Source organism: Nitrosomonas communis (assembly GCF_900114745.1).
GTDB lineage: Bacteria > Pseudomonadota > Gammaproteobacteria > Burkholderiales > Nitrosomonadaceae > Nitrosomonas > Nitrosomonas communis_A.
Genome location: NZ_FOUB01000002.1, coordinates 40,878 through 58,254 on the forward strand (window position 1 = coordinate 40,878; position 17,377 = coordinate 58,254).

The following is a 17,377-nucleotide window of genomic DNA, read 5'->3' on the forward strand; positions in this document are numbered from 1 at the left end:
TAAAAAAATATTTATGAAAAGGCTGAGTGCTAACAGCATCATGACTCTCTCTATGCATGCTCGGACTATGCAGCAATGGTTTGAAACCTCGCTCGGCCAATATTTGCTTGAGGAGGAGCAAAGCTATTTTGATCAAGCGGTTATCAATATTTTTGGTTATAACGCTTTGCAAATTGGTTTTTCTCAATTGAATTTTTTACGTGCTAACCGTATCCCTTATCAATTTCGTCTTGGCATTAGTCCTGGTACATCCATTTATGCGTTACCTGATTTCCTACCTGTCGAAAGTGGCAGTATGGATCTGGTATTGTTGCCGCATATCCTGGAATTCAATTCTAATCCACATCAGATTCTGCGCGAAGTACATCGTGTGTTGATGCCAGAGGGACATGTCGTGATCAGCGGTTTTAACCCATTCAGCCTTTGGGGAGTAAGTCGGTATTGGAAAACAGCGAGAAATGAATTTCCCTGGTATGGCCAATTCATCGCATTACCTCGTCTTAAGGATTGGTTAAAACTGCTCGATTTTGAGATTGTTGGAGGGCGACTCGGCTGTTATGCACCCCCTTTTAGTAATGAAAAATGGATAAAACGTTTCCGTTTTATGGAGGCTGTAGGAGATCGTTGGTGGCCAATTTCCGGGGGAGTTTATTTTTTGCACGCGGTCAAGCAAATCCATGGCATGCGTATTATTAAACCCTGTTGGGAAAATAAGTTGTCTACCAAAAGAAAAATTGTGCCAGCGACGCAAAAATTCAAAAATACTGTGAAGTAAGTGTAGTTATGTTCGACAACCAATCATAAAATAAAATACAAAGTAATGAATATGCAAGATGCTGCATGCGTAGTGGAAATATTTACGGATGGCGCCTGTAAGGGTAATCCAGGCGTAGGTGGATGGGGCGTTTTGCTAAAATACCAAGAGAGTACATGGGAATTATTTGGTGGTGAAGCGAGAACGACTAATAATCGGATGGAATTGACCTCGGCAATTCGCGCATTGCAAGCGTTAGCATCGCTGCCTATTTCCAGGCAATCGTGCAAAGTACACCTCTACACTGATTCGCAGTATGTACAGAAAGGTATCAGTGAATGGATATATGCCTGGAAAAATCGGGGTTGGCGTACCGCTGACAAAAAACCAGTCAAGAATGAAGATTTGTGGAGAGAACTTGATTATTTGTCACAGCAATATCAAATTGAATGGTGCTGGGTACGGGGGCATATGGGGCATGCGGGTAATGAACGAGCCGATGAACTGGCTAACCAAGGAGTAGCATCTGTAATCACAAGAAAAGGAAGCTCTGGCAACAAGGTAAGTAACTGATGCGTAAAATTTTTATTGATACCGAAACAACTGGTTTAGATCCTAAATTGGGTCATCGAATTGTTGAGATAGCGGCTGTCGAAATGTATAACCGGCAATTGACGGGTCGTCATTTTCATTATTATTTGAATCCTGAGCGAGAAAGCGAAGCAAGTGCGCTGCAAATACATGGTTTAACCAGCGAGTTTCTGCAGGACAAGCAAAAATTTCGTGATATTTGTGCTGCTTTTCTGGATTTCATTGAAGGTGCAGAGCTTCTTATTCACAATGCACCGTTTGATGTAGGGTTTCTTGATCATGAATTAGGACTGGTCAAGCAACCACCACTGAAAAATTACTGCTCTGAGATCACCGATACACTTGTTATTGCTAAGGAGATTCATCCAGGTAAACGGAATAATTTGGATGCCTTATGTGAGCGCTATCAAATCGATAATTCGAAGCGCACCTTACATGGTGCATTAATGGATGCAGAGCTTCTAGCCGAGGTTTATTTGGCTATGACTAGAGGGCAAGAAAGTTTGTTGATGGAATTGGATATCACGCCCTTACCCATTGACATGGCAGTCATTGCTGAGAATTTGCATTTAATAGTACTGCCTGCCAGTGAGAAGGAGCTTGAATTGCACTCGCAGCAGCTTGAGAATATTAATAAACAAAGCGAAGGAAAGTGCTTATGGAAGCATGTGGCGTTCAGCTCATAGAGGAGGAGCGAGGGGGAATGCATCTCCATAAGTCAGGAATGGTCATAAACTATTTTAAATAGCGTTTTTATAACATTGTTAAGTACTGACTTTTCTTCGCAGGGCTTTAGTCGCAAGCGTTTTACCCAAATCCCAAACTGCAGCAGGGCCGCGATGTGCATCATGGATAACAGACTTGGTCGCATCTATTATCCACTTGATATCGGATTCTGTCAGTATGAGGGGTGGAATAAACTTGACAATATTCATGCCGTGCCCGGCTACCTGGGACAGAATGCGATGCCGGGAAAATAAGGGGACAGTAATCATTTGTGAGAATAATCCCTTGTTAGCCGCTTCTAACATTTTCCAAGACATTTTAAGAGACAGGCTATGTGGTTCAGTAAATTCTAGGGCAATCATCATACCTTTTCCTCGAATTTCCTTCAGACATTCATATTCTCCGACAAGGGGTTGCAGTGCATCGATAATAGCTTGCCCGGATTGAGCAGATTTTTCGATCAGATTTTCTGATTCCAACACCTCTAAAGTAGCCAATCCAGCTGCCATGGCAAGGTTACTTTTGCCGAAAGTGCTGCCATGAACGACAGCGCGGTCCATACGATTAAAAACACGATCAAATATCCATTCTTTGCAGACCAGTGCGCCAACAGGTATGAACCCTCCCGATAGCGCTTTTGCCATACAAAGTATATCTGGGGTGACTGACCAGTGTTCTACAGCCCACCATTTACCAGTACGTCCCAGTCCCGTTTGCACTTCATCCGCTATAAATAATGCTTCATAACGCCGAGTTAGCTCAGCAGCTTGCGGCAAGTAATGATCATCTGGTATCCAGACGCCATGTCCTTGGATCGGCTCGGTTATAAAGGCGGCCACATCTTTCTGGGAAAGCGCTCTTTCCAAAGCAGCAAGATCTCCAAAAGGAACTTCAATAAAGTCCGGTACTAGCGGGCCAAACCCTTGTTTATAATGAGCATCTCCAGTAGCAGAAAGCGAGCCGAGGCTAAGGCCATGATAGCCTCCCCGGCAGTAAATAATTTTAGATTTACCTGTAGCATAACGGCTGAATTTGATCGCTGCTTCGACTGTTTCTGTTCCAGAGTTAGCAAAGAAAACGCGATCCAGACCTTCTGGACTAATGGCTACCAGCTTTTCTGCTAATATGCCCGACAGTAACGAGACATCCAGTTGCACCAAATTGGGAAGATCTACACTAAGAATATCTTTAAGTACTTGAACAATTTGAGGATGATTGCGCCCTAAGGAGAATACTCCGAAGCCGCTTAATAAATCGAGATAGCGATTGTCTTGATCATCAAAAAGATAAGCTCCTTCAGCCTTTACATAATGACGATCAAAGCCTATTGTTTTTAATACCTTTACCATCTGACTATTGAGATAGAGATCGTGTAAGGTGAAATTTTCTCTGCCGCGTTGTCGAATGAGTTCTTGGATATTCATAAACCAAGCTCCTTGACAGATTTGCATGCGAAAAATAGAAAAAACATGTTCGAATCTTATGGAATCAGATGGGCTTTTAGTTTAAAGATCTTGCGTTGAAATTTTAAATATCAGGGTGGATATGACAGAAAAAATACTATGAATGTATCTGATATTCAGATTAAAAATTTAGGAAGATATAATATCTAGAATAGTTCATTCTGAACATTCAAAAGTGCTTTCTTTTGAGAATCATAATATTATCCTTGTCTAATCATGAGGCTGTCAATACTAAAGTGCTATAAAATGAAATCAATTAAATATTAAGATCTGAATGGGATGCGCCATCTAATTTTGTCAATCATAACATCTTGTCTTAAGCGCTCTTTTTCAGAATCTATATATATTTTTTGTTAGAATAGTGTTTTATTTTGATTTGTTAATTTTGTGGAGTATTTAATGGCTGTTGAAAGAACGTTATCGATTATTAAGCCGGATGCAGTAGCAAAAAATATCATTGGTCAGATTTATTCGAGATTTGAGCAGGCAGGGTTAAAAATTATCGCTGCACGTATGGCATATTTGTCTAGAAGGGAAGCTGAGACTTTCTATGCAGTTCATCGTGGGCGTCCTTTTTTTAATGATTTAGTGGAATTTATGACTTCTGGGCCTGTCATGGTTCAGGTGCTTGAAGGAGAAAACGCTATCAGTAAGAATCGAGAATTGATGGGAGCAACAGACCCTAAAAAAGCTGAAAAAGGAACTATCCGTGCTGATTTTGCCGAGAGTATCGATGCGAATGCGGTGCATGGCTCGGATGCAGCTGAGACGGCAGCAGTGGAAATTGCTTGCTTTTTTCCTGCTTTGGATGTTTATTCGCGCTAAAAATAATTTACAGCCAAGATAGCTTTGCGTATGAATATGGCTATTAATTTGCTTGATTTTGATTCGGCTAGCCTCACGCGTTTCTGCATGGATATTGGAGAAAAACCCTATCGTGCGAAACAATTGCTGCGCTGGATACATCAACTAGGCATATCGGATTTTTCTGAGATGAGCGACTTGGCAAAAGCATTTCGGGAGAAACTCGCTGCCCTTTCCATCATTCGCTCACCTGAAGTTATTAATGATCATATTGCTGCAGATGGTACCCGTAAATGGTTATTGTCAACGGGTGCAGGAAATGCTGTGGAGATGGTTTTCATTCCTGAAGCTAATCGTGGCACGCTATGCATTTCCAGTCAAGTGGGGTGCGCACTTGCATGCAGTTTTTGTTCAACGGGCAAGCAGGGGTTTAATCGTAATTTGACGGTTGCGGAAATTATTGGCCAGTTATGGTGGGCAAACAAAATGCTCAAAACTGAAAAAGCTCATGAAACTTCTTTTATCCCAGAAAATTCTATCAATGGAAGGATACATCATCAGGAAAAAAATATAGGCCGGGCTATTAGTAATGTCGTGCTGATGGGTATGGGTGAGCCGTTGGCTAATTTTGAGAATGTCGTAACTGCGCTCGGCTTGATGTTGGACGACAACACTTATGGATTATCCAGGCGAAAAGTAACTGTCAGTACTTCCGGTCTGGTACCTGCAATGGATCGGTTGCGCGAGCGCTGTCCCGTTGCTTTGGCGGTTTCTTTGCATGCGCCGAATGATGCTTTGCGTGATCAGTTGGTACCCATTAATAAGAAGTATCCCATCAAAATGTTATTGGCTGCATGTGAGCGCTATCTCCAAGCTGCACCTAGAGACTTTGTGACATTCGAATATGTCATGCTTGATGGTGTGAATGACAGTACTGAACATGCCTATGAATTGGTGCGGCTGGTGAAAAAAATTCCCTGTAAATTGAATTTGATTCCGTTTAATTCATTTGCCGAATCGGGCTATAAGCGCTCCTCGCCAGAAGCGATACGAATTTTTCGCGATGTGTTGCTGCAAGCGGGTCTCGTAACCACCGTGCGTAAAACACGCGGTGACGATATCGATGCAGCATGCGGTCAATTGGCTGGCCAGGTGCTGGATAAAACCCGGCGGGTAAATCGCAACATCACGAAGATAGCTGGATGAAAAGGGTGTTGGCGGGTTTGCTGGGAGCGCTTGCTGGAGTAGTCACAGGATGTACGCAGCTATCTGTGAAAGAGGTGGAGCAAGCTGCAGAAGAAATAAGAAAGCGAGCTCAACAAAGTGTCAAGATTCATACCGAACTTGCCGGGCAATATTACGGTCGTGGTCAGTACAAAGTCGCTATAGAAGAAGCTGAAATCGCATTGCGAGCAAATCCGGATTATGCACCTGCTTATAATGTGCTAGGCCTAGTATATATGAATATACACGAAGATGGGCTTGCACGCTGGAATTTTGAGCGTGCACTTAAACTAGACCCTAACGATTCTGACGTACACAATAATTTTGGGTGGTTTCTTTGTCAGCGACATCCTGAAGAGGTGGATCTGGCGGTGGATCATTTTATGAGTGCAATAAGAAACTCCCTTTATGAAATGCCTGAAAAAACATACTCGAATGCCGGAATTTGTGTGCTAAAGCATAATGAATTTGCACGAGCTAAAGCTTTCTTCCAGAAAGCCTTGGTGATTCGCCCCAACTACCCACTGGCAGTACTTGGGTTAATCGAGATTGATTTCAGACGTGGAGATCTCAAAACAGCTAAATCAAATATTACTTCCTATATGCAAACTTATTCGCTTTCGCCAGAAAGCTTATGGTTGGCCATTCAAATTGAACGTACAATCGGAGATTATCAGGCTGAAGCGAGTTATGCTTTTCAGTTACAAAGACGTTTTCCTGATTCGAATGAGGCAATAGCCCTGCGGGAAGGGAGATTAAATCATGAATAATGATGATAAAGGCCAACAAAAAGTATTGGATACCAGTCTGGAAGAAATCACTTCGGAAATCACTTCTTCTGATAGCGGCCTTAACCAAAACATGTCCACTCAGCTTGATGCTCGTGAAGACGGAATGAATGCGCCCGATAAGGAGTTTGCTGATCATGGAAAAAATCCAAAAGAAAAACTTAATGCAATCACTGGATGTGGACAGTTATTACGTGCTGAAAGATTAAAACGCGATTTGAGTGTGGCGGAAGTGGCGAGACGATTAAGATTATCAGTACAGCAAATCAAAGCGATAGAGGAAGAAGATTATAGTAAATTTCCTTCCAGCACATTTCTTCGGGGTTTCATTCGCAATTATGGTAGCTTGCTCCAGCTTGATACAAATTCGTTACTTCGTTTATTCGCTCAATCTACTCCAGTACTGGCTCATCAAGGCTCTGCAAAACAAGTAAAAGCAATTCCACTGGTTCCGTCGAAACGAGATGGCGGAGGGCGTGGCATATTATTTTTGGCTATGGTCTTAATTTCGGTTTTACTAGGCTATGGCGTATATCAGGGAGGAAATTGGACTCAAGGTGCGATCATAAAGAATAATATAGATGCGCCTGCTTCATTTGATTCACAAGCTGAAAATGGGCAGGTTACAATGGAATTATTGCTGCCTCAGACACTTCCAGCACTTTCACGCAGTGTAGAGACATTAGAACCTCCAGAGAAGAGACCGTCCGAAATAGCGCTTGCTCCGGTTACGACTTCTGTTGCTGAACCTATTGTGAATGAGACGGAGGAGAGCAATGAAAAAATACTGCATTTCATTTTTTCCAAGGAGTCATGGGTTGAGATAAGAGACAGCAATAAAAAAGTTATTTTTGTCAAAATGAATGGCAAGGGTACAGAGCAAGTGGTAAAAGGGATACCGCCTCTTCATTTGGTGATTGGTAATGCGAGTGGTGTTAATCTTACGTACAATAGCAAGTTAGTTGATCTAGCGCCCTATATACGAAAAGGCGATAATGTGGCTCGCTTTTCATTGGAATAGGTCTCTTATTTTGTTCATTAAATTTTTAGTTCTTTTTCAGGTTTTATAGAATGATGTCTCAAAACAATATTTCTTCACCGCGACGCAGAAGTGTTGGTGTACGTGTGGGTACTATTACGATTGGCAGTGATGCTCCTGTCATTGTGCAATCAATGACGAATACCGACACAGCGGATGAAGTGGCTACTGCCATACAGGTTGCCCAATTGGCGCGCGCTGGTTCAGAGTTGGTACGGATTACAGTTAATACAGCGGAAGCAGCCAAAGCCGTACCAGCGATTCGTGCAAGATTAGATGATATGGGTTGCCATGTGCCATTGGTAGGTGATTTTCATTTTAATGGTCACAAATTACTGACCGCTTATCCGGATTGCGCTAAAGCATTAGCCAAGTATCGCATCAATCCTGGCAATGTAGGTCATGGCAGGAAGCGTGATGAGCAATTTGCCACACTGATAGAGACAGCTTGTAAATATGATAAGCCTGTCCGAATTGGCGTGAATTGGGGCAGCTTAGATCCAGAAATGCTGGCACGCATCATGGATGAAAATGCCAAATTGACTAAGCCGCTGGATGCTGGTCAAGTGATGCGTAAGGCCCTTATTACTTCTGCGTTGGAGAGTGCTGCTAAAGCAGAAGAACTTGGACTTTCTCGAGATCACATTATATTGTCATGCAAGGTAAGTGGTGTACAAGATTTAATAGCAGTCTATCGTGAGCTGGCAGCCCAGTGTGATTATGCGCTGCACTTGGGGTTGACAGAGGCGGGAATGGGCTCGAAGGGGATTGTTGCCTCAACTGCGGCATTGTCAGTGCTGCTGTTTGAAGGAATAGGTGACACTATCAGGATATCCCTGACTCCTGAGCCTGGAGGGGACCGCACGCGTGAAGTGATCGTAGCGCAGGAAATTCTTCAGACCATGGGTTTGCGGGCATTTGTTCCCCTTGTGGCAGCATGCCCGGGCTGTGGACGAACGACGAGTACTTATTTTCAGGAATTAGCGGAAAGTATCCAGGCTTATGTACGAGAACAAATGGTCAGTTGGCGTGAGCAATACATTGGAGTAGAAAACATGACACTGGCGGTGATGGGATGTGTAGTCAATGGCCCGGGAGAGAGTAAGCATGCCAATATAGGGATTAGCTTGCCTGGTTCAGGAGAGAATCCAGTCGCGCCGGTTTTTGTCGATGGACAAAAAACGGTTACCCTAAAAGGCGATAACATCGCGGGTGAGTTTCGTCACATCGTTGATGAATATGTACGCACTAAGTACCAAAGAAAATCAGTTCATGTCTAACCTGATTCAGGCTATTAGGGGGATGAATGATATCCTGCCGAAGGAAACGCATCGTTGGGAGTTTTTCGAAGATACCGTACGGGATTGGCTAGCAAGCTATGGTTATCGCAATATCCGTACCCCTATCGTTGAGCAGACTGATTTATTCATACGTTCAATCGGGGCAGTGACGGATATTGTTGAAAAAGAGATGTACACGTTTGTGGACCATCTGAACGGAGACAGCCTGACATTGCGGCCAGAAGGAACGGCTTCCTGTGTGCGGGCAGTGCTGGAGCATAATCTGCTTTATGCAGGACCGCAGAGATTGTATTACTATGGGCCAATGTTTCGTCATGAACGCCCCCAAAAAGGGCGTTACCGTCAATTTCATCAAGTTGGCGTGGAAGCATTGGGCTATGCAGACGCTGATATTGATGCAGAGCTGATTATTATGGGCGCTCGACTTTGGCGCGAGTTGGGTATTGCAGGGGTGCGTCTGGAAATTGGCACGCTTGGAAGTACTGAATCACGTGCCATTTATCGATCAAGGCTGATTAAGTATTTTGAGCAGTATCGGGATGAGCTGGATGAAGATGCTCAGAGGCGCTTGCATAGCAACCCATTACGCATTCTCGATAGTAAAAATCCGCATATGCGCGAAATTCTGGCTGGAGCACCCAGGTTATTGGATGATCTGGATGAGGATTCACTTCAGCATTTTGAAGCGTTGCAACGTGTGTTACATGAGCAAGGTATTGCTTTTGAGATAAATCCCCAACTGGTGAGGGGATTGGACTATTACAACCGTACCGTATTCGAGTGGGTTACTGATAAGCTGGGCGCCCAAGGAACGATATGTGCAGGGGGGCGTTATGATGGCTTAATCACGCAAATGGGTGGTAAACCGGCACCTGCCTGTGGGTTTGCGATGGGAATTGAACGAATTCTTGCTTTGATGAGCGAAATTGAAATTCCAAGCCCTACCACAGATATTTATGTTGTTCATCAGGGAGAGTTCGCAGCGGATTTTGCCTGGAAAGCAGCAGAATGGTTTCGTAATGAAGGGTTAACTACTATTTTGCATTGCGGCGGTGGCAGTTTCAAATCACAAATGAAAAAAGCGGATATCAGCGGCGCTCGTTTTGCGGTCATTATTGGTGATGATGAAGCAAAAGAGGGTGAAGTGAGCATCAAACCATTGCGTGAGGCAGCTGAACAAGTGCGGGTGGAATTAGTAGAAGCGGGTCCGTTACTCAAACGCATTTAATCGTTAATTATCTAGATAAACAAAGAAAAATGGCAGCTTATAATCCGGAAGAGCAGGAAAAAATAGATGGGCTAAAAGCTTGGTGGGCGGCGCATGGTAACACAATAGTTATCATGATGACGGCATTTATTGCCGCGATAGTCGGGACGCAGGCATGGAACTATTACCAAAAACAGCAAGCGCAGCAGGCTGCTGATTTATTTGCTGTCTTGCAACAGCAAGTTGAGCAGGGTAGTGATCCTGCAAAGATTAATGATGCTGCACATTTGTTGACAGAAAGTTTTCCTACTAGCGGGTACGCATCACGTGCAGCACTTATTGCTGCACAGGCAAATGCGGATGCTGGTAATAAACAAGCAGCTAAAAGTAAACTGCAATGGATTCTCGATGTGGGTAAGGAGCCAGAGCTAAAGGATATTGCACGCTTGCGCCTGGCCGGCATTTTGTTGGATGAGAAAAAATATGAAGAAGCTTTAAGTCTGCTGAATGCTCAGCATGGGGAGTCTTTTAGGGGGCTTTATGCTGATTTGAAAGGGGATATTCTGGCTGCATCTGGGAAAATAGCTGAAGCACGTGTTGCTTATCAACAAGCAATTGATAAATTGAGTGGTGGGAGAAGCGCCTATCAGAACATTGTCCAGATGAAGTTGGATGCTTTGAGAGAGAGCAAGCAGTAAGTATTCATCAATTTGCGTTTTGGAGTATCTTTTGTTGCTTAGAGCAGGCACTTCTTTTTTACGATACATCGTATTATTTGTGGCGATGGTTTTACTGGTTGGATGCGCAAGTATTGGTGATCTGGGTATCGGTAATATTGGTGATCTGGGTATCAGTAATTTGATTGATCAGCTGAGTGATAAAGATGAAAACAAAGTTGATGAGAAAGAAATTACGGCATTAAAAGCAGTGCCTGAGATACCGCTATTATGGAAGCACAGTCTGAATAAGACCAAGATAGCGGTCTTTTCTCCTATTTATGAGAATGGTGCAGTCTACGCGGCTGATGCAAAAGGATATCTGGTTCGTCTTGATCCTGCTAATGGAAAAGAGATTTGGCAAGTAGAGACTGAGCATAAGTTGGCAGGAGGAGTGGGGGCTGGTCATGGAACAATTCTGGTCGGAACGTTTAATGGCGAAGTGCTTGCGTTTGATGAAATGGGCCATGAGCGGTGGAAAACGCGTGTAACCAGTGAAGTATTAAGCCAACCACAGATCGATAGTGATGTGGTCGTGGTACGAAGTGCAGATGGTAGGATTTTTGGATTAGATGCGGTTGATGGTAGCCGTAAATGGGTTTATCAAGGACCTACTCCTGCCTTGACGATGAGAAATTTTGCCGGTGCATTAGTTTATCGCGGTGCTGTATTTGCTGGATTAGCTGGTGGCAAACTTGTGGCAATGAATTTGTTGAATGGTAATGTTGGCTGGGAGGCGGCTGTTTCGCAACCACGAGGGGTAACAGAGTTGGAACGTATGACGGATATTGCCGGTCTACCTGTTATTGATGATCAGCAAGTTTGTGCTGTGGCTTATCACGGCCGTATCGGCTGCTTTGAAATCACAGATGGTAATCAGATTTGGGCCAGAGACGCTTCTAGCAATGCAGGCCTTACCATGGATAGCAACAATGTTTATGTCAGTGAAGATCGTGGTGCGATCGTAGCCTATGATAAAAGAAGTGGCGCCATGATGTGGAAGCAGGCTAAACTAGGTAGCCGTAAATTATCTGCACCTTTGCTTGTTCGAGGTGAGCTTTTGGCATTGGGCGATGCTGAAGGTAATGTCTCTTTACTTAGGCGACATGACGGCAGTTTAGTCGCACGAGCTGCTACGGATGGCGGCGCGATTGTGAGCCGTCCGGAATATATTTCTGATGGCTTTGTCGTGCAAACTTCAAACGGCGGGATTTATGCTTTTGCTGTGCAGTAACGGCTGCTCATAATACAACTTTTATACTTTTCACGATAAATTTCAGAAATGCTTTCTTCTCCACACAAGGGGAAAGCATGCACCTTTTTAGTCATTCTCATTTCCTGCAATCATGAAACCTACGCTTGTGCTGGTTGGGCGTCCCAATGTCGGTAAATCAACACTCTTTAATCGTCTCACACGAAGTCGGGATGCTATCGTGGCAGACATTCCGGGGTTGACGCGTGATCGGCATTATGGTCATGGCAAAATAGGCGATAAGCCTTATATTGTCGTCGATACGGGCGGTTTCGAACCTGTGGTGAAATCGGGTGTTTTACATGCGATGGCCCGGCAGACACTCCAGGCAGTGGATGAGGCAGATATCGTTTTATTTGTGGTTGATGGGCGGCAAGGATTGACGCCGCATGATAGAATTATTGCGGAGCATTTGCGGCAAACTGGCCGCAAAATCCTGCTAGTCGTAAATAAAACTGAAGGCATGCGAACAGCTATTGCCACTTCGGAATTTTATGAGCTGGGTTTGGGAGAGCCTTGTGCGATTTCAGCAATTCATGGCGATCATGTGGGTGAGCTCATTGAGTTGGCTTTGGCTGGCTTTCTTCCTCAGCAAAAGGAAATTGAAGAGAGAACGGAAAAATATCCCAAAATTGCTATTGTCGGACGACCCAACGTTGGCAAATCCACATTGATCAATACATTGCTGGGTGAAGAGCGTGTCATTGCCTTTGATCAACCAGGTACGACGCGGGACAGTATCTATATTGATTTTGAGTATCATCAGCGCCATTATACTTTAATCGATACAGCAGGCTTGCGTCGTCGTGGCAAAGTATTCGAGACGATTGAGAAATTTTCAGTCATCAAAACGCTGCAAGCAATTGAGGATGCAAATGTGGTGGTTCTGGTTCTTGATGCAAGAAATGATATTTCTGATCAGGACACGCATATTGCTGGATTTATCCTGGAAACGGGAAGAGCATTGGTCATCGCTATTAACAAGTGGGATGGTCTAGATGATTATCAACGAGAAGCGATCAAGCAAGAAGTTGCAAGAAGATTTGCGTTTCTTAATTATGCTAAATATCACTATATCTCTGCATTACATGGAAATGGCATAAGAGGACTGTTTCCGTCGATTAATGCCGCATATGCCGCTGCAATGGCTGATCTGCCTACACCTAAATTGACACGCGCTTTGCAGGCAGCTGTAGCAAAACAATCGCCTCCACGGGGAGGAATGTCTCGTCCCAAATTGCGCTATGCTCATCAGGGTGGATCGAATCCTCCCTTGATTATTATCCATGGCAGTATGCTGGACCATGTGCCAGAAACTTATCGCCGTTACCTAGAAAATACATTTCGTGAAACTTTCCGACTGGAAGGTACCCCATTACGAGTAGAATTTAGGACGGGCTACAATCCTTATGCGAATAAAAAACCTGCGCCATTGACTGAAGAAGAAGCCAGGCGAGCACATAACCGGCGGCGGCGCAATAGGAAAAAATATGGCCGATGAGATTCATTTATAGTAGAAAGATCAGAATGTATGAAGGGTACCTCTAAAAATTCATATTTGCAAGCATCTGCTTAGCGGATTGCCTGCTTACCCTGTTTCGTCACAATACTTCGTTGTTCACAAAAAATATTTCCTTACCTATCAGTTATAGGCTGCGTCAACATTTTTTGTTCTCGCCTTGTCTTGTTTAGAACAAGAATTTTTAGAGGAGCCCTGAAATCAAAGGCCAGCCATTTGTTTTAGAGCCCAATCGCGCAATGTGGCATAATCTGTTTTTCCAGTGCCTAGGAGAGGTATTTCATCAATAATTAAAATGGTTTTGGGAATATTCAGCTCTCCAATGCCTTGTTGTTGAGCATAGCTAAGCAGCTCATTTCGATGGGCAGAAGGATGAGTGGTAATGAGAACCAGCTGTTCCCCTTTTTTAGTATCGGGAGTCTGCACGACGGCATGGGTATAAGCAGGCCACAGTTTATTGACGTATTCTTCTACTGCAGTCAAGGAAACCATTTCACCGCCAATTTTGGCAAAGCGCTTAGCACGACCTTTAATAAAGAGATAGCCTTCCTCATCCATTTCGATGATGTCGCCTGTGTCATACCAACCGTTAACAGGTGGCATAACCTGTCCAGGTGAATCAATCAGGTAATAGCCTTTCATGATATTAGGGCCGGAGACCAGTAATTTACTGCCATTTTCAATACCAGGAATTTTTTCCAATTGATAGTGAATGCCTGGGACCAACCGACCTACTGATCCTGGTCGATTGTACATCGAGGTATTGATACTCAAGATGGGTGCTGTTTCAGTTGCACCATATCCTTCGAGAATGCGGATACCAAAATTTTCTAACCATGTTTTGCGCGTGCTTTTCCTTAATTTTTCTGCGCCTGCGAATACATATCGCAGGCTGCAAAAATGATAAGGATGGGCATAATGTGCATAACCAGCCAGGAAGGTATCGGTGCCAAATAAAAGTGTTGCATTCGTATCGTACACCAGTTCAGGAATAGCCCGATAATGCAGCGGAGAGGGATAAAAAAATGTTTTTAGTCCAGATAAAACAGGTAACAATATACCACCTGTCAGACCGAAGGAATGAAAGATCGGCAAGACATTGAATACACTATCCGTTGAGCCAAAATCAATAACGGATGACACTTGAAATCGGTTGGCTTGTAAATTGATGTGGCTGAGCACTACGCCTTTAGGCGCACCTTCAGAGCCAGAAGTAAATAGTATTACCGCAGCTGTACCGGCATCGTGTGCAGGGTGAGTAAAGTGATAAGCAAGCCGCGGAATCCATCCGGCTAACCATCCCGTCAACTTGTTCCACCAGTGAAGGCGTTTGCGCATATCCTCCAAATAAAGTATTGTAATATGTTGCGCTTGTAAGCTATCGATCATGTCAGTAAATTTTGACACTTCAATGAATTGCCTGGAAGTAATGACTAATTTGATTTGTGCTAATTGACACGCCTCCATCACATCCATTTTGCTGGCAGAGAAATTTAACATGGCAGGGATGCGACCAAAAGCTTGTAAAGCAAAAAAACTGATCAATGTGCTCGTCATATTAGGCAATAACATCCCTACATTTTCTCCTGCCCGGGTAAGCTTGCGCAGATCGTTTCCCATAACAAAACTGCCGATAATCAATTGAGCATAATTTATTGGCTTGCGTTCAATATCTTCAGCAATGATATGTTTTTTGCCATGAATGGTGGAGGCATCCAAAAGGGACTGAAATAACGTTTGCTTGAGCTCATTGCTATGAAACATCATGCTTGTCATAATGTCGTAGAGCTTGATCGTAGCAATATATGTTCGTTGTTTTCCCTGGATTTGCGGTGGAAGATCAAATGATTCTGGTCGCATACAGGTAAGAGTGATTTTGGGAAACCACCGAATCCGGATTTTGCCCTTCAGCCGAGAGAATGGGGTGTATTGTGCACCTGAAATACTAATTGGGAGTAGCAGGGCACCTGATTTGCCGGCAATGATGACCGGGTCTTCATATACTTTCATGAGTAACCCAGCTAGCGTTAGTCTACCCTCGGGAAAAATGACCACTCTCTGACCACTGCTTACTTTATCCATCAATAATTGAGTCGATTTCGGATCAGCAGGATCGACCGGGATAGTGTCAGCCAGAAATAAAAATGGCCTGAGCCACCAGCGCCGTACTGTGCGTGGATTGATGGCAAAACATAGTGGGTCGGGCAAGCTAGTGCTTAGCAGAAGGGCATCCAAAAATGAGAGATGATTAGCCATAATGATCATTTTATTTCCCGCTTTTGCATAGTTCTCCAGCCCTTTAACTTCCAGGCGATAGCTCGTATGAAAAAACCACTTTAGAATGGATCTGATTAAAGCCTGTGGCAATAAACTGGAAAGGTAGATCATCACAAGAGCATTTAGAATCGCGATGGTAAGAAAAACTTCTGTTACAGTGAAATCGCTGACCAATACCAAACTGATCGTTATGGCGGATGCCACCAGAAATAATGCATTGATGATGTGATTGCCAGCAATGACACGTGAGCGATGAGATATTTCTGAGTAGCGCTGAACGAGAGCATAAAGCGGAACCACATAGATGCCGCCACAAATCGCGATAGCCAGCAGATCCAGCAAGATATGCCAATGCGCGAATGAAGTCAGAAAGGCCATTGCGCCGATCGACTCATCTTTTGCTGGCAGCATGCTTCCGCTGGTAAAAACCAGGTCCACGGTAAAAATAGTCATGCCTAGAACTCCCAGCGGAGTAAAAGTCGCTGCAATTTCGCTTTTTAGTAGCTTATTGCAAAGCAGTGAACCAAGGCCGATGCCAATGGAAAAAAATATTAATAACAAAAGGGTAACTTGTTCATTGCCACCCATGACCTCTTTCGCAAAAAGGGGGAGCTGAAATAAAAAGGCTGCCCCAAACAGCCAAAACCATGAGATACCCAGTATGGAGTGGAATACAATGGTATTCTGACGTATATGCTGAAAAATGGCGCGAGTTTCGTTCAATAAATGGTAGCCAATTTTAATTTGAGGTGATGCAGGATAGGTTGATGGGATAAATAGGCTGAATAACCAACCAGCGAGCGCACTGATGATCATCAAGGCTGATAGCAGGGTAATGCCGTTCTCAGCCAGAAAGAGCCAACTTCCTGCGAGGGTGCCAAATGATAGAGATAAAAACGTACTCGTTTCAATGAAAGCATTCCCGCCAATCAACTCATTATCCTGGAGGTGATCTGGCAGAATGCTATATTTGAGCGGTGCAAAAAATGCTGAGAGGGTTCCCATTAAGAAAAGAATGCTCAACATCAAGGTGACGTTGCCTAAGAAGAAGCTGCCTGCTGCACTACTTATCAGGACGATTTCTATGAATTTTATAATTCTGATGAGTTTTGCTTTGTCCCATTTGTCTGCAACCTGACCAGCAATAGCAGAAAAAAGAAAAAAAGGCAGAATGAAGAGGCCGGTCGCAACCGCTACCATGATTTGCGGGCTAAAGCCAGTACTCTCCATCACTGCATAAGTGATTAAAATGACCCATATATTTCTGCAAACATGCTCATTCAATGATCCCAGGAACTGGGTGAGAAAAAGGGGCAAAAAGCGTTTAGTGGTCAGCAAATGCCATTGGTTCTGATGCATAGAAATGGGCCTGTAATAATGAGGGAGATCAATCTATCGTAGTTTCTCATAACATTATCTGTCTTGAAAATCGGGAAAAAGTAAGCGTGCTTATGGATAAAACATCCGTTTTTGACTTATTCCATTTCCAAAGCAAAAATGACGCGAAGGCGAGCCGCAGACAGTATAAATAATACGGCAAGGTGAAGCCGATAAAGCAGTTTTGCTTTGGAAATGGAATTAAACCTAAAAGCGATTTTGAGTTAAAAAGTCGCCTGTATCGACCTACTTTGATAGAGGGCTATTTTCTGTTTCGACTTTTTTATCTCTATTTCAAACTTTTCAATTTTTATTTTTTATCAATCTGTTAATTAATCA

The 17,377-nt window shown here is 43.7% G+C and carries 14 protein-coding genes; 12 read left to right on the forward strand and 2 right to left on the reverse strand.

The features are described 5' to 3' along the window. Nucleotides 1–13 precede the first annotated feature (13 nt). The 3 genes from BM122_RS01155 to dnaQ are packed head-to-tail and all read left to right on the forward strand — an operon-like array spanning nt 14 to nt 2,031. Nucleotides 14–775, forward strand: coding sequence for a class I SAM-dependent methyltransferase (locus BM122_RS01155; RefSeq protein WP_256211819.1), 762 nt, complete (start codon nt 14–16; stop codon nt 773–775). A 51-nt stretch (nt 776–826) separates the two neighbouring features. Next, a complete protein-coding gene (gene rnhA / locus BM122_RS01160) occupies nt 827–1,327 on the forward strand; it encodes a ribonuclease HI (RefSeq protein ID WP_371264878.1) in 501 nt (166 codons plus the stop codon). Beyond that, nucleotides 1,327–2,031: a DNA polymerase III subunit epsilon gene (gene dnaQ / locus BM122_RS01165; protein WP_074902912.1), complete on the forward strand. Its 705-nt coding sequence runs from the start codon at nt 1,327–1,329 to the stop codon at nt 2,029–2,031. The genes rnhA and dnaQ overlap by 1 nt, the downstream gene beginning before the upstream one ends. Before the next feature lie 78 nt (nt 2,032–2,109). Here the strand turns inward: dnaQ and BM122_RS01170 are convergent, their stop codons facing one another. After that, on the reverse strand, nt 2,110–3,495 hold the full coding sequence (locus BM122_RS01170; RefSeq protein WP_074902913.1) for an aspartate aminotransferase family protein: 1,386 nt from the start codon (nt 3,493–3,495) through the stop codon (nt 2,110–2,112). A 438-nt stretch (nt 3,496–3,933) separates the two neighbouring features. Between BM122_RS01170 and ndk the strand changes: the two genes are divergently transcribed. From ndk to der, 9 genes are all read left to right on the forward strand, one after another. Then, a complete protein-coding gene (gene ndk, locus BM122_RS01175; RefSeq protein WP_074902915.1) occupies nt 3,934–4,359 on the forward strand; it encodes a nucleoside-diphosphate kinase in 426 nt (141 codons plus the stop codon). Between the two features lie 36 nt (nt 4,360–4,395). Continuing rightward, a complete protein-coding gene (gene rlmN / locus BM122_RS01180; protein ID WP_074902916.1) occupies nt 4,396–5,544 on the forward strand; it encodes a dual-specificity RNA methyltransferase RlmN in 1,149 nt (382 codons plus the stop codon). After that, the gene (gene pilW / locus BM122_RS01185) at nt 5,541–6,332 is read left to right on the forward strand and encodes a type IV pilus biogenesis/stability protein PilW (protein ID WP_074902918.1); all 792 of its coding nucleotides are present in this window, start codon (nt 5,541–5,543) and stop codon (nt 6,330–6,332) included. Before rlmN ends, pilW begins: the two co-directional genes overlap by 4 nt. Then, nucleotides 6,325–7,371 carry a RodZ domain-containing protein gene (locus tag BM122_RS01190; RefSeq protein ID WP_074902920.1) on the forward strand — a complete coding sequence of 349 codons (1,047 nt, stop codon included), beginning with the start codon at nt 6,325–6,327 and terminating at the stop codon, nt 7,369–7,371. The genes pilW and BM122_RS01190 overlap by 8 nt, the downstream gene beginning before the upstream one ends. Nucleotides 7,372–7,424: 53 nt before the next feature. Next, the gene (gene ispG, locus BM122_RS01195; RefSeq protein ID WP_074903097.1) at nt 7,425–8,669 is read left to right on the forward strand and encodes a flavodoxin-dependent (E)-4-hydroxy-3-methylbut-2-enyl-diphosphate synthase; all 1,245 of its coding nucleotides are present in this window, start codon (nt 7,425–7,427) and stop codon (nt 8,667–8,669) included. Beyond that, a complete protein-coding gene (gene hisS, locus BM122_RS01200) occupies nt 8,662–9,918 on the forward strand; it encodes a histidine--tRNA ligase (RefSeq protein WP_074902922.1) in 1,257 nt (418 codons plus the stop codon). Before ispG ends, hisS begins: the two co-directional genes overlap by 8 nt. A gap of 29 nt (nt 9,919–9,947) precedes the next feature. After that, entirely contained in the window at nt 9,948–10,595 is a 648-nt protein-coding gene (locus BM122_RS01205) for a tetratricopeptide repeat protein (RefSeq protein ID WP_074902924.1), read from the forward strand. A 31-nt stretch (nt 10,596–10,626) separates the two neighbouring features. Then, nucleotides 10,627–11,847 (forward strand): outer membrane protein assembly factor BamB, encoded by a 1,221-nt coding sequence (gene bamB, locus BM122_RS01210; RefSeq protein WP_256211820.1) that lies wholly within the window; start codon nt 10,627–10,629, stop codon nt 11,845–11,847. A 112-nt stretch (nt 11,848–11,959) separates the two neighbouring features. Next, on the forward strand, nt 11,960–13,366 hold the full coding sequence (gene der, locus BM122_RS01215; protein ID WP_074902929.1) for a ribosome biogenesis GTPase Der: 1,407 nt from the start codon (nt 11,960–11,962) through the stop codon (nt 13,364–13,366). A 219-nt stretch (nt 13,367–13,585) separates the two neighbouring features. Here the strand turns inward: der and BM122_RS01220 are convergent, their stop codons facing one another. Then, nucleotides 13,586–17,020 (reverse strand): acyl-[ACP]--phospholipid O-acyltransferase, encoded by a 3,435-nt coding sequence (locus BM122_RS01220; protein WP_083398268.1) that lies wholly within the window; start codon nt 17,018–17,020, stop codon nt 13,586–13,588. Between the last annotated feature and the right edge of the window lie 357 nt (nt 17,021–17,377).

Coding starts and splice junctions, on each gene's coding strand:
- rnhA (WP_371264878.1), top strand. CDS start 827: ATGCAAGATGCTGCATGCGTAGTGGAAATATTTACGGATGGCGCCTGT.
- BM122_RS01170 (WP_074902913.1), bottom strand. CDS start 3,495: ATGAATATCCAAGAACTCATTCGACAACGCGGCAGAGAAAATTTCACC.
- rlmN (WP_074902916.1), top strand. CDS start 4,396: ATGGCTATTAATTTGCTTGATTTTGATTCGGCTAGCCTCACGCGTTTC.
- dnaQ (WP_074902912.1), top strand. CDS start 1,327: ATGCGTAAAATTTTTATTGATACCGAAACAACTGGTTTAGATCCTAAA.
- ndk (WP_074902915.1), top strand. CDS start 3,934: ATGGCTGTTGAAAGAACGTTATCGATTATTAAGCCGGATGCAGTAGCA.
- pilW (WP_074902918.1), top strand. CDS start 5,541: ATGAAAAGGGTGTTGGCGGGTTTGCTGGGAGCGCTTGCTGGAGTAGTC.
- BM122_RS01190 (WP_074902920.1), top strand. CDS start 6,325: ATGAATAATGATGATAAAGGCCAACAAAAAGTATTGGATACCAGTCTG.
- BM122_RS01220 (WP_083398268.1), bottom strand. CDS start 17,020: ATGCATCAGAACCAATGGCATTTGCTGACCACTAAACGCTTTTTGCCC.
- ispG (WP_074903097.1), top strand. CDS start 7,425: ATGTCTCAAAACAATATTTCTTCACCGCGACGCAGAAGTGTTGGTGTA.
- hisS (WP_074902922.1), top strand. CDS start 8,662: ATGTCTAACCTGATTCAGGCTATTAGGGGGATGAATGATATCCTGCCG.
- der (WP_074902929.1), top strand. CDS start 11,960: ATGAAACCTACGCTTGTGCTGGTTGGGCGTCCCAATGTCGGTAAATCA.
- BM122_RS01205 (WP_074902924.1), top strand. CDS start 9,948: ATGGCAGCTTATAATCCGGAAGAGCAGGAAAAAATAGATGGGCTAAAA.
- BM122_RS01155 (WP_256211819.1), top strand. CDS start 14: ATGAAAAGGCTGAGTGCTAACAGCATCATGACTCTCTCTATGCATGCT.